General features: G+C 65.9%; 9 protein-coding genes and 1 riboswitch. Of the genes, 6 read left to right on the top strand and 3 right to left on the bottom strand.

The annotated features are described in order from the left end of the window. The first annotated feature begins 409 nt into the window (after positions 1-409). Positions 410-2,356: an acetate--CoA ligase gene (gene acs, locus AB7Z56_RS01470; protein ID WP_441256141.1), complete on the top strand. Its 1,947-nt coding sequence runs from the start codon at positions 410-412 to the stop codon at positions 2,354-2,356. A gap of 413 nt (positions 2,357-2,769) precedes the next feature. Beyond that, entirely contained in the window at positions 2,770-3,285 is a 516-nt protein-coding gene (locus AB7Z56_RS01465) for a L,D-transpeptidase (protein ID WP_063985979.1), read from the top strand. 54 nt (positions 3,286-3,339) lie between these two features. On the opposite strand, the gene AB7Z56_RS01460 is transcribed toward AB7Z56_RS01465, so the two are convergent. Together AB7Z56_RS01460 and AB7Z56_RS01455 are read right to left on the bottom strand one after the other, a co-directional pair. Beyond that, positions 3,340-3,927, bottom strand: a complete 588-nt coding sequence (locus AB7Z56_RS01460) for a thermonuclease family protein (protein WP_084794916.1) — start codon at positions 3,925-3,927, stop codon at positions 3,340-3,342. Positions 3,928-3,983: 56 nt separating this feature from the next. After that, entirely contained in the window at positions 3,984-4,181 is a 198-nt protein-coding gene (locus AB7Z56_RS01455) for a DUF1674 domain-containing protein (protein WP_063980317.1), read from the bottom strand. A 187-nt stretch (positions 4,182-4,368) separates the two neighbouring features. Here AB7Z56_RS01455 and AB7Z56_RS01450 point away from each other — a divergent pair, with 187 nt between their 5' ends. The 3 genes from AB7Z56_RS01450 to purH all read left to right on the top strand — a co-directional run bounded on the left by AB7Z56_RS01450 (position 4,369) and on the right by purH (position 9,348). After that, positions 4,369-5,715 (top strand): RsmB/NOP family class I SAM-dependent RNA methyltransferase, encoded by a 1,347-nt coding sequence (locus tag AB7Z56_RS01450; RefSeq protein ID WP_063980316.1) that lies wholly within the window; start codon positions 4,369-4,371, stop codon positions 5,713-5,715. A gap of 155 nt (positions 5,716-5,870) precedes the next feature. Continuing rightward, the gene (locus AB7Z56_RS01445) at positions 5,871-7,589 is read left to right on the top strand and encodes a heparinase II/III family protein (protein ID WP_231145448.1); all 1,719 of its coding nucleotides are present in this window, start codon (positions 5,871-5,873) and stop codon (positions 7,587-7,589) included. 59 nt (positions 7,590-7,648) lie between these two features. Then, positions 7,649-7,730, top strand: a riboswitch (ZMP/ZTP riboswitch). Between the two features lie 25 nt (positions 7,731-7,755). After that, positions 7,756-9,348, top strand: a complete 1,593-nt coding sequence (purH, locus tag AB7Z56_RS01440) for a bifunctional phosphoribosylaminoimidazolecarboxamide formyltransferase/IMP cyclohydrolase (protein ID WP_283017910.1) — start codon at positions 7,756-7,758, stop codon at positions 9,346-9,348. A gap of 99 nt (positions 9,349-9,447) precedes the next feature. On the opposite strand, the gene AB7Z56_RS01435 is transcribed toward purH, so the two are convergent. Beyond that, complete coding sequence (locus tag AB7Z56_RS01435) at positions 9,448-10,833, bottom strand: MFS transporter (protein ID WP_063980313.1); 1,386 nt, start codon at positions 10,831-10,833, stop codon at positions 9,448-9,450. Between the two features lie 100 nt (positions 10,834-10,933). Between AB7Z56_RS01435 and ggt the strand changes: the two genes are divergently transcribed. Then, positions 10,934-12,685 (top strand): gamma-glutamyltransferase, encoded by a 1,752-nt coding sequence (ggt, locus tag AB7Z56_RS01430; RefSeq protein ID WP_231143752.1) that lies wholly within the window; start codon positions 10,934-10,936, stop codon positions 12,683-12,685. Positions 12,686-12,763 lie beyond the last annotated feature (78 nt).

The following is a 12,763-nucleotide window of genomic DNA, read 5'->3' as shown; positions in this document are numbered from 1 at the left end:
GTCTTAAGCCTTAGCCCTGTCTGTTATCGGTCAATGCCGCTGTTCTGATTTTTGTTCCAAGGGTCTCTTGGACGGTCTCGTTGGACCCGGGTTGGCCATTTAGGGTGTTCCGAACCGCATTGCGAGTCCCGAATCAGTGACAGACGGTTTCTAAATACCTCCTGCGGCGCATGGGCGCCCTGCACGGGCCTCTTCCGGCGATTTGGTAAAGACCTGGAAAGCCGCGCCGGCCTGTTTCAGATCTGCGACAGTCGCGCCAGGCGGCGTTGATCTTCCGCATGGCTGGCCGCTCGCCGAAGGTCCAGCTTGTGCTCCTTGTCGGGTCCGGTTAGGCGGACGCATAATCGGTTCAACGATGACGTCGGCTCGCCAGTCGCCTGGGCTCGGCTTGCCGTATCTGGAGGGAAGCATGTCCGAGAAGACCTACGACGTCCCCGCGGAATGGGCCAAGCGCGCCTGGATCGACCAAGCCAGGTACAAGGACATGTACGCCCGCTCGATCGCGGACCCGAACGCCTTCTGGGCCGAGCAGGCCAAGCGTATCGACTGGATGCACGCGCCGACGAAGATCGAGAACGTCTCCTTTGCCCCCGGCAACATCTCGATCAAATGGTTCGAGGACGGCATCCTCAACGTCGCCCATAATTGCATCGACCGGCACCTGCACAAGCGCGCCAACCAGACCGCGATCATCTGGGAGGGCGACGATCCCTCGCAATCCCGGCACATCACCTACAAGGAGCTGCACGACGAGGTCTGCCGGATGGCCAACATCCTGCGCACCCGCAACGTCAAGAAGGGCGACCGCATCACCATCTACCTGCCGATGATTCCCGAAGCGGCCTACGCGATGCTGGCCTGCGCGCGGATCGGCGCAATCCACTCCGTGGTGTTCGCGGGCTTCTCGCCCGACAGCCTCGCCCAGCGCATCAACGACTGCCAGTCCAAGGTGATCATCACTGCCGACGAAGGTCTGCGCGGCGGCAAGAAGGTGCCGCTGAAGGCCAATGTCGATGCAGCGCTCGCCAAGGCCGATGGCGTCGACTGGGTCGTCGTTGTCAAGCGCACCGGCGGCACGGTCGAGATGAATCCGTCGCGCGATCTCTGGTATCACGACGCCGCCAAGATGGTGACGACGGAATGCCGGGCCGAGCACATGCACGCCGAGGATCCGCTGTTCATCCTCTATACGTCGGGCTCGACCGGCCAGCCCAAGGGCGTGCTGCACACCTCGGGCGGCTATCTCGTATTCGCCGCGATGACGCATCAATACGTCTTCGACTATCACGACGGCGACATCTACTGGTGCACCGCCGACGTCGGCTGGGTCACCGGACACAGCTATATCCTCTATGGGCCGCTGGCGAACGGTGCGACCACGCTGATGTTCGAAGGCGTGCCGAATTATCCGGACAATTCCCGTTTCTGGAACGTGATCGACAAGCACAAGGTCAACATCTTCTACACCGCACCGACCGCGATCCGCGCGCTGATGCAGAGCGGCGACGAGCCCGTGAAGAAGACGTCGCGCGCAAGCCTCCGGCTGCTTGGCTCGGTCGGCGAGCCGATCAATCCCGAAGCCTGGGAGTGGTATCACCGCGTCGTCGGCGACGACCGCTGCCCGATCGTCGACACCTGGTGGCAGACCGAGACCGGCGGCATCTTGATCACGCCGCTGCCGGGCGCGACCAAGCTGAAGCCGGGCTCGGCGACGCAGCCGTTCTTCGGCGTCGTGCCTGAGATCGTCGATGCCGACGGCAAGGTGCTGGACGGCGAGACATCAGGCAATCTCTGCCTGACGCGATCATGGCCGGGCCAGATGCGCACGGTCTATGGCGATCACGCCCGCTTCGAGCAGACCTATTTCTCGACCTACAAGGGCAAGTATTTCACCGGCGACGGCTGCCGGCGCGACGCCGACGGCTATTACTGGATCACCGGCCGCGTCGACGACGTCATCAACGTCTCCGGCCACCGCATGGGCACCGCGGAAGTCGAGAGCGCGCTGGTCGCGCATGAGAAGGTGTCGGAAGCCGCCGTGGTCGGTTACCCGCACGACATCAAGGGCCAGGGCATCTACGCCTATGTCACCCTGATGGCCGGCGTCGAGCCGACCGACGAATTGCGCAAGGAGCTCGTCACCTGGGTGCGCAAGGAGATCGGCCCGATCGCCGCGCCCGACCAGATCCAGTTCTCGCCCGGCCTGCCCAAGACCCGCTCCGGCAAGATCATGCGCCGCATCCTGCGCAAGATCGCCGAGGACGAGCCGGGCAGCCTCGGCGATACCTCGACGCTCGCCGATCCGGCCGTCGTCGACGATCTCGTCAAGAACCGGCAGAACAAGAAGTCGGCGTAAGCCACGCTCTCGTGCCCCGGAGTCAGCGCAGCGCTTCTTCAACGGTGCGCTGCAGAGCCGGGGGCCGATCCAACGGCAGAGCGCGTGGCCTCCTGGGTCCCGGCTCTGCGCAGCAGCGCCAAGGCGCTGTGGCGCGTCCGGGACACAGAGCCCCCCTCGAAACAACAGCCATTCACACCCTCACGCACTTGTCAGGGCGCGCGGCGCCGCGCCCGCGTCTTTCCAGCCAAGTGTTGTTTTCTTGTCATTTACTTTATTTCGAACATTTTCTTTGTTCCGCGTGCTGGCGGGCCCTTGGCGGCCGCGCGTGGAAACCATCCGGTTAACAGGCGCGATTAAGAATATCCGGGTAAGCGGGCAATTGCCGGTGCTGCGTAGTTTTGGACGATCCGTTCGGGGCAGAGGAAAAATTGATGTCGGTAAGGATTGCTGTGGCGCTCGCCGCCACCATCGGGGCAGGGGTCTTGATGTCGACGGCCGCAGAGGCGCGGCCGGAAATGGTTGGGACGCACGTCGCCAACTATTCACCCGGTACCATCGTGGTCAAAACCAACGAGCGGCGGCTCTATCTCATCCTCGATGACGGCCACGCCGTGCGCTACCCGGTCGGCGTCGGCAAGTCCGGCAAGCAGTGGGCCGGCACCACCCGCATCGACGGCAAGTATCGCAATCCGGCCTGGTCGCCGCCCGCCGAAGTGAAGCGCGACAAGCCGCAGCTTCCCGACGTGATCCCGGGCGGCTCACCGCATAACCCGATGGGCGTCGCCGCGATGACGCTGGCCGGCGGCGAGTATGCCATCCACGGCACCAATGTGCCGGGCTCGGTCGGCGGCTTCGTCTCCTATGGCTGCATCCGCATGCTCAACGACGACATCACCGATCTCTACAGCCGCGTCTCGGTTGGCACGACGGTGGTCGTGACGCGCTGATCTCCAAACTCGTAACAGAATTGAAAGAGCCGCGTCCATCGACGCGGCCTTTTGTTACCAGAAGCGCCAGCCGCGCGCGCACCAGCCGTCGCGATGGCCGCCATTGTAGCTCCGCGCGTAACCGCCCGCGAGCAACGCGGCAGATACGTCCGCAGTTCGCCTTGTCGCGACATTGGCGAGAACACGGCCGTATTTGTCGGGGCCGAGATTGGTGATCGTCACGCCGCCCTGGCCGAGCAAATCGCGCAGGGCGCCGGTCGCCGCTTGAGCCTTGTCCAATTCATCCTGGCAGGATGCCTTCATCTCCGGCGCATCGATACCGCGCAGGCGAACGCGCGCAACGAGAACGCGTCCGTCGCGCTGGTGCACGCGAGCGAGAAAGGTATCGCCGTCGATCGTGCGAATGACGTCGACCGGCTGACGGATGTCCGGATTGGCCTGCTGCAAAATGATCTGGGCATCTCGCGATTGACCGTCGATCGCATGCGGGAAGGGCCAGTTCATCCCGTGCCGGAACGTAAGCACGACGGCCACCACGATTCCGACCACGAACATCCACGGCAACAGCCCCGAGAAGTGACGGCCGAACGGCGAACCACTGTATGAGGGCCGGTATGGATGGCTAGGATCGAAGCGCGGCATCCGCGCACGCTAGGGCTGAGTCGGGCGATCCGGCAAGATAGCCTCAAAAGACAGCCTCAAAAGTCCGAGGCGATACCTTTGCGCTCCCAATCGCCGTAGCGGGTGGGCTCAGGTCCCTTCGGTCCCTGCAATTCCTTCGGCGCCGCCGCGGCGTGGGCAGCAGCAGCCTGCCGGCGCGCTTCCGCCTCGGCCAGCGCGCGCTGGGCGGCCGGCGGGAGCGGCTTGCGATCGGAAACGGGGGGCTGGTCACTCATCTCGGCGGTTCCTAGCGCAGGATCACGGGGTGTGCGACGTCCAATAACGCATTGCTGAGATGGTCATGGTGGGCTGTAAACGCGAGAGGCCATTCTTACATTTGGCATATTCGCATGCCAAAGATAGGTCTCTCGAGGCATGCGCCCATTGCGGCGGAACTGCCGCTCGCCAAGAACCTTAAGCCGCATGCCATCTCAACGTTTCGCTCCTCCGTCCGAAGTGCCCGGTCTCGCGGCGCGGCGGATCGCCGCTGACATCGTCGACGGCGTGCTGCACAAGCACCGCACGCTTGACGATCAGCTCGACGGCAGCGGTGCCCATCCCGGATTGAAGACGCTCGCCGACCGCGACCGCGCGCTGATGCGCCGCCTGGTCGCGACCGTACTGCGTCGGCTCGGCACGCTCGGCCATGTGCTGTCCCGCTTGCTCGACAAGGGCATTCCGTCCGAAGCGCCGCGCGCGCAGAGCGCGCTCCTGATCGGCGCCGCCCAGATCCTCTGGATGGACGTGCCCGATCACGCCGCGGTCGATCTTTCCGTCCGCCTCGTCCAGTCCGACCGGCGTGCCGCGCGTTATGCCGGCCTCGTCAATGCCGTGCTGCGCCGCTGCGCGCGCGAGGGCAAGGCGCTGGTGGATGAAGTTGCCACGCAATCGCTGGACCTGCCGCCCTGGCTGCTCGCGCGCTGGAGCGCGCATTACGGCGAGGCGACCGCAAGAGACATGGCGTTGGCGCTCGGCCACGAGCCCTCGCTCGACCTCACCGTGAAATCAGACGCCGCGCAATGGGCGAGCCGGCTGCACGGTGAAGTGCTGCCGACCGGATCGGTGCGCACGGTGCTGCACGGCGCCGTGACCATGCTGCCCGGCTTCACCGAGGGGCAATGGTGGGTGCAGGATGCCGCCGCCGCGTTGCCGGCTCGGCTATTTGGCGACATCAAAGGCAAGTCCATTGCCGATCTCTGCGCCGCCCCGGGCGGCAAGACCGCGCAACTGGCACAGGCCGGCGCGCATGTCACGGCGATCGACCGCTCACCCGCCCGGGTGGCGCGTCTGCGCGAGAATCTGACGCGGCTGTCGCTCCAGGCCGAGACTGTCGTCGCCGACGCCGTGGAATGGGCCGGCCCTGCCGAGGGTTTTGACGGCATCCTGATCGATGCGCCCTGCACATCGACCGGCACGATCCGCCGCCATCCCGACGTCGCCTGGCTCCGGCAGGAATCCGACGTCGCCGCCCTGACCGCGCTCCAGCAGCGGCTGCTGAAGAAATCCGTCTCGCTGCTCAAGCCGGGCGGGACGCTGGTCTACTGCACCTGTTCGCTGGAACCCGAAGAGGGCGAGCAGGCGATCGCGGCGCTGCTGGCCACGGAGGGCGGCCTGCGCCGCGTGCCGATCGAAGCTTCCGAGGTCTCGGGGCTCAGCGAGATCATCACCACGGAAGGCGACCTGCGCACGCTGCCCAGCCACCTGCCGAACGCCGATCCCAAGCTCGGCGGGCTCGACGGTTTCTACGCAGCCCGGCTCGTTAAATCCTGATTTTGCACCGGTTTTTGCGCCAGCGCTGATTCGCGACGCTTCAAGGTGGTGTCAGACGTCCGATTTTGGGATTAAGAAGGATTCGTCGTTCATCCTCTCCCCCTTCAAGGCAAGGCGTGTCGGTCGCTCAACGCAGACGTATCTCGACGCTGGTGATGAACCGCTTCGCGCGGAACATGCTCGCGCGCGCGAGCGGCGGTTCCGTTGCGCTATCGCGGGTCTGGCCCGGCCGTACCGACCGGCTGATCATCGCGCCGCATGACCTGCGCACCGCGGATGCGACCCGCGCCGCTGAGATCTATGCCGGCCGCTTCGTCTTCGCCGGCAAGATCGTCAATTGCCACGGCCGCTCGATCTTCGATCTCGAACCGCCGTCGGAAGACTGGGAGGTCGCGCTGCTCGGCTTCGGCTGGCTGCGCCATCTGCGCGCCGCCGACACCGCGCTGACGCGCGCCAATGCGCGCGCGCTGGTCGAGGACTGGATCGCCAACCCCGCCAACAAGCGCCGCGCCGTCGCGCGGCGTGCCGACGTGCTGGCGCGGCGTGTGATCTCGCTGCTGTCGCAGGCGCCGCTGGTGCTCAACGACACCGACAACAAATTCTACCGCCGCTATCTGCGGGCGCTGGCGCGGGAGATCCGCCTCCTGCGCTACACCATGGTCAACATGCCCGACGGGGTGCCGAAGCTCCAGGTGCTGATCGCACTGTGCTACGCGGCGCTGTGCCTTGCCAACCAGGCGGGACAGATCCGCAGTGCCTCGAAAAAGCTCTCGGACGAGTTGCAGCGGCAGATCCTGCCCGACGGCGGCCACATCTCCCGCAATCCGGGCGCGCTGATCGAGCTCCTGATCGACCTGTTGCCGCTGCGGCAGACCTTTGCCGCGCGCAACATCGCGCCGCCGCCGGCGCTGCTCAACGCGATCGACCGCATGATGCCGATGCTGCGCTTCTTCCGGCACGGCGACGGCAATTTCGCGCTGTTCAACGGCATGAGCGCGACGCCCTCGGACCTGCTCGCCACGCTGCTCGCCTATGACGACACCCACGGCGCGCCGATGGCGAACATGCCGCATACCGGCTTCCAGCGCCTCGACGCCGGCCAGACCACGCTGATCATCGACACCGGTCCGCCGCCGCCGGCCGGCGTCAGCCACGACGCCCATGCCGGCTGCCTGTCGTTCGAATTGTCTTCCGGCATCAGCCGCATCGTCACCAATTGCGGCATGCCGACCACGGGCCGCGACAATTGGCGGCCGTTCGCACGCGGCACCGCGGCGCATTCGACGCTGACCTATCACGAGACGTCCTCATGCCAGTTCGTCGAGATGTCGGCGATGAAGCGCCTCCTGCACGGTTCACCCGTCACCAGCGGCCCCGTCGAGGTCGAGAGCTATCGCGAGACCGTTCAGAACGGCACGCTGCTCACGACCTCGCATGACGGCTATCTCGCGAAGTTCGGCGCGATCCATCGCCGTGTGCTGATGATCGCCAATGACGGCGCACGCATCGACGGCGAGGACACGCTGTCGCCGCCGCAGGGCGGACGCTTCAAGGGCGCGGATGCCGATTTCGCGCTGCGCTTCCATCTGCATCCGGCGGTGAAGGCGAGCCGGCTGTCGGATGCCCGTGGCGTCATGCTGGTGCTGCCGAACCGCGACGTCTGGACCTTCGAGGCGCTCGACGACAAGGTCGACCTCGAGGACAGCGTGTTCCTGGCCGGCAATGACGGCCCGCGCCGCACCGCGCAGATCGTGATCCGGCAGGATGCGCGGCAGGCGCCGTCGATCCGCTGGAGCTTCGTCCGCTCCACTGCATCGCCTGCGGTCACCAATGCCCGCCGCAACGCCCGGCGCGAGCCGGAACTTCCGCTGTAAACGCGCACGATTCGGCCCCATCTCATCGTTGTGAAAACGGCCGAAAGCTGCTATCGAGCCCTCGCTCGCGCGACTGGCGACCTTGGATGGAGCACCATCGGGAAGCGCGAGATATAGAAGCCGCGCGCCTGGGCATAGACACTCCTTAAGACAGAGGATCTTGCTCATGACTGACCATCCCCGCCGCGTCACCCGTGCTCTTCTCTCCGTCTCCGACAAGACCGGCCTGATCGAGTTCGCAAAGGCGCTTGCCGCGCACGATGTCGAGCTGGTCTCGACCGGCGGCACCGCCAAGGCGATCGCCGCGGCCGGCCTCAAGGTGAAGGACGTTTCCGACCTCACCGGCTTCCCCGAGATGATGGACGGCCGCGTCAAGACGCTGCATCCGAAGGTGCATGGCGGCCTGCTCGCGATCCGCGACAACAAGGAACATGCGGAGGCGATGAAGGCGCACGGCATCGCGCCGATCGATCTCCTGGTCGTCAACCTGTATCCGTTCGAAGCGACCGTCGACAAAGGCGCGGGCTTCGAGGATTGCATCGAGAACATCGACATCGGCGGCCCCGCGATGATCCGCGCCGCGGCGAAGAACCATGACGACGTCGCCGTCGTGGTCGAGGCCGAGGACTACAAGGCCGTGCTCGACGAGCTCGCCGCCAACAACGGATCGACGACGTTGAAACTGCGCCGGCGGCTTGCCGCAAAGGCCTATGCGCGCACCGGAGCTTATGACGCCGCGATCTCGAACTGGTTCAACCGCCAGCTCGAGATCGACGCGCCCGATTTCCGCGCCTTCGGCGGCAGACTGATCCAGTCGCTGCGCTATGGCGAGAACCCGCACCAGACCGCGGCGTTCTATGCGACGCCCGACAAGCGGCCGGGCGTCTCGACCGCGCGCCAGCTCCAGGGCAAGGAGCTCTCCTACAACAACATCAACGACACCGATGCGGCCTACGAGTGCATCGGCGAGTTCGACGCCAAGCGCACCGCGGCCTGCGTCATCGTCAAGCACGCCAATCCGTGCGGCGTGGCCGAAGGCTCCGATCTCGTCAGCGCCTATCGCAAGGCGCTCGCATGCGATTCCACTTCGGCGTTCGGCGGCATCATCGCGATGAACCGCGCGCTCGACGCCGAGACCGCGCGCGAGATCACAAAGATCTTCACCGAGGTGATCATCGCGCCCGACGCCAGCGAGGAGGCGATCGCGATCATCGGCGCGCGCAAGAATCTGCGCCTGCTGCTCGCCGGCAGCCTGCCCGATCCGCGCGCGCCTGGCCTCACCGCCAAGACGGTGGCCGGCGGCCTCCTCGTGCAAAGCCGCGACAACGCGGTGGTCGACGACATGACCTTCAAGGTCGTGACCAAACGTGCGCCCACCGACGCCGAGATGCGCGATCTGAAATTCGCGTTCCGGGTCGCAAAGCACGTCAAGTCCAACACCATCATCTACGCCAAGGATCTCGCCACCGTCGGCATCGGCGCGGGCCAGATGAGCCGGGTGGATTCGGCGCGGATCGCGGCGCGCAAGGCGCAGGACGCGGCGAATGAGCTCAAGCTCGCAGAGCCGCTCACCAAGGGCTCGGTGGTGGCGTCGGATGCGTTCTTCCCGTTCGCCGACGGCATGCTCGCCTGCATCGAGGCCGGCGCCACCGCCGTGGTGCAGCCCGGCGGCTCCATGCGCGACGACGAGGTGATCAAGGCCGCCGACGAGCACGGCATCGCCATGGTGTTCACGGGCACGCGGCACTTCCGGCACTAACGCGATTTGCGTAGCCCGGATGGAGCGTAGCGAAATCCGGGTCTCACGTCTCAGCAACAGCGGCCCCGGATTGCGCTTCGCTCCATCCGGGCTACGCCACTAATCTCGCACCCGCATCAACAACCCCAGCCCCGCGACGAAAAACACCACCAGCACGGCCATGCCGGCCTTCTGGCTCGCCGTCACCGCGGTGATCATGCCGATCAGCAGCGGGCCGATGAAGGACGTTACCTTCCCCGTCAGCGCGAACAGGCCGAAATACTGCGCGATGCGATCCTTCGGCGCGAGACGGATCAGCAGCGTGCGCGAGGCGGCTTGAAGCGGGCCGCCGGCAGCGCCGATGAGACAACCCAAAACGAGATAAGCGCGCTCGGCCGCGCTCGAGAACAGGGGCGCGCCCGGAAGAGGCGGCGCAACCTTGACGAACAGGACGCTGTCCTTGTCGACCAGAAGAATCGCCGCCACCGCCAGCAACAGAACAAGCAGGCTGCCTGCGATGACGCGCTTCGGCCCGAGACCATCGTCGAGCTTGCCACCAAGCCATGCGCCAAGGGCGCCGGCAATCGCGAGCATGATGCCGAAGGTGCCGATCTGGATCGTGTGCCAGCCGAAGGTGCCGGCGGCATAGATGCCGCCGAACGCGAACAGCGACACCAGGCCGTCGGTGTAGATCATGTTGGCGAGCAGGAATGCCGCGAGCGATTTCCGCTGCGGCAGGCCCTTAATCGATTGCTTGAGATCCGACAATCCCTCGCGCAGCGCCTCGCGCACCGGATGCTTCGCCGGATAATCCGGCGTGAACAGGAACAATGGCGTCACGAAGATGATGAACCACAGCCCGGTCAGCGGTCCCACGATGCGGTCGCCCTGATGGCTGACCGGATCGAGCCCGAACAGCGGCTTGAAGCCGAGCAACGTGCGGCCGGTCTCGGGATTGGCGGCGAGGAAGCCGAGCACGATGACGAGGCTGACGATGCCGCCGATGTAACCCGTGGCCCAGCCGGTGCCGGAGAGCCGGCCGATCCGCTCAGGCGGCACCAGGGTCGGCATCATCGCGTTGTTGAAGACGGTGGCGAATTCCGCGCCGACGCTAGCGAGCGCGACCGCGGTGAGCAGCGGCGCAATGATGGTGGGATCGCCGGGCTTGCCGATCCACAGCGTGCAGGCCGCCAGCACCAGCAGTGTACCGAATCCCGCGATCCACGGCTTCCTGCGGCCCGAGGCATCGGCAATGGCGCCGAGCACCGGCGACATCAGCGCGATCGCGAGGCCTGCGGCCGCCATCGCAAAGCCCCACAACGACTGGCCGGTGGCGGCATCTGGCGCAATGCTGGTGGCGAAATAGGGTGCGAAAACAAAGGTCGTGATCAGCGTGAAATAAGGCTGCGCGGCCCAATCGAAGAAGATCCAGCTGATAACAGCGGCGCGCGGCGGATAGGTCCGCTGCGCGCCGGCCAAGCGCGCATCCGAGGCGATCGTCGTCATATTCCAGTCCCCATCACGAACAGTTTTGCCTCTGTTGGGGCAAAGCGTATAGCATTGAAGCGACGCGTGGGAACTGGCCTGAGGCCGCGACGGAAGCTTGATGATGTCGTCATATCCGACACGGCGGACATTTTTCGCCTTCATTGCCACTCTGGCGTTTGGTTTTTCGTCTGCCACCGCACAGGATGCGCGGCGAGCCTATGTCCCACCCGCGCTCGACACGGTGCACGCCGTTCCGTCCGAGCACGGCATGGTGGTGGCGCAGGAAAAGATATCGGCGCAAGTCGGCGCCGACATCCTGCGCCGCGGCGGCAACGCGGTCGATGCCGCGGTCGCCACCGGCTTTGCGATGGCCGTAACGTATCCGCGCGCCGGCAATATCGGCGGCGGCGGATTCATGGTGATCCATTCGGCCGAGCGCAACGAGGACATCACGATCGACTATCGCGAGACCGCGCCGGCTGCGACCACCCCGCAGATATTCCTCGGCGCTGACGGCAAGCCCGATGCCGCGAAGTCGCGGGATTCCGCGCTCGGCGTCGGCGTGCCCGGCACCGTCGCAGGTCTTGTGCTGGCCTTGGAAAAATACGGCTCGGGCCGGTTCACGCTGGCACAGCTGCTCGAGCCCGCGATTGGGCTCGCCCGCGACGGTTTTGTCGTCACCGACGACCTTGCCGACACGCTGCCGGGTTGGCACCGGCGGCTGGCGCGCTGGCCGTCGTCGGCCAGGATCTTCTCGCGCCCCGACGGCACACCGCTCGGCGAAGGCGACAGGCTGGTGCAGAGCGATCTCGCCGAAACGCTGTCGGCCGTCGCCGCACAGGGGCCGCGCGGCTTCTATGAGGGACCGGTCGCGGACAAGCTCGCCAAGGCCGTGACTGACGCCGGCGGCATCATGACGCCGGCCGATCTGAAATCCTATCAGGCGATGATCCGTGCCCCGGCGCACGGCACCTATCGCGGCTACGACATTGTCTCGATGCCGCTGCCTTCCTCCGGCGGCGTGGTGCTGGTGGAGACGCTCAACATCCTCGAGGGCTTTCAGCTGGCCGATCTGAAACAGGGGTCGCCGGCCTCGCTGCATCTGCTGATCGAAGCCATGAAGCGCGCCTATGCGGATCGTGCGCGCTATCTCGGCGATCCCGCCTTCGTCAATGCGCCGATCGACACGCTCACTGCAAAGGACTACGCCGCCAAGCTGCGCGCCGGCATCTCCACGGAGCGCGCCACGCCGTCGAAGCAGCTCGTCTCCGCCCCTCCCGCGCCGCGCGAGGGCACCAACACCACGCACTTTTCCGTCGTCGACGCCGGCGGCAATGCCGTCAGCAACACCACCACGCTGAATTTCAGCTATGGCGTCGGCCTGGTTGCCGACGGAACCGGCGTGCTGCTCAACAACGAGCTCGACGATTTCACCGCCGCGGTCGGCGCTTCCAACGCCTACGGCCTCGTCGGTTTCGAGCCCAATCTGCCCGGACCCGGCAAGCGGCCGTTGTCCTCGATGTCCCCGACCATCGTGCTCAAGGACGGCAAGCCGGTGCTGGTGACGGGCTCGCCCGGCGGCAGCCGCATCATCTCGACCGTGCTCCAGGTCATCGTCAACGTGCTCGACTACAAGATGGATGTGGCCGCCGCCGTCGCTGCGCCGCGGCTGCATCACCAATGGCTGCCGGACGAGGTGCGTATCGAGAGCGGCTTTCCCGGCGATGTGCTGTTCGAGCTGAAGGCGATGGATCACCTCATCGTCGAGCCGATGGGACAGACCTCGGCCAATTCGATTCTGGTGACGCCGAACGGTCCACTCGGCGCGCCGGATCCGCGTACCCGCGGCGCGGAAGCCGCGGGACAGTAGTCTCGCCGTTGCATGGCACGGCAGCGCGCGCCTGCTTGCGCGGGCTGCCCTGCGTGCTACCACCGCGCAGCTTTAAGG

Origin of the sequence: Bradyrhizobium sp. 482_C4_N1_8, assembly GCF_052075965.1 — a bacterium.
Lineage (GTDB): Bacteria > Pseudomonadota > Alphaproteobacteria > Rhizobiales > Xanthobacteraceae > Bradyrhizobium > Bradyrhizobium barranii.
The sequence above is the reverse complement of the archived record's forward strand: the minus strand, read 5'-3'. Positions and strand labels throughout refer to the sequence as shown.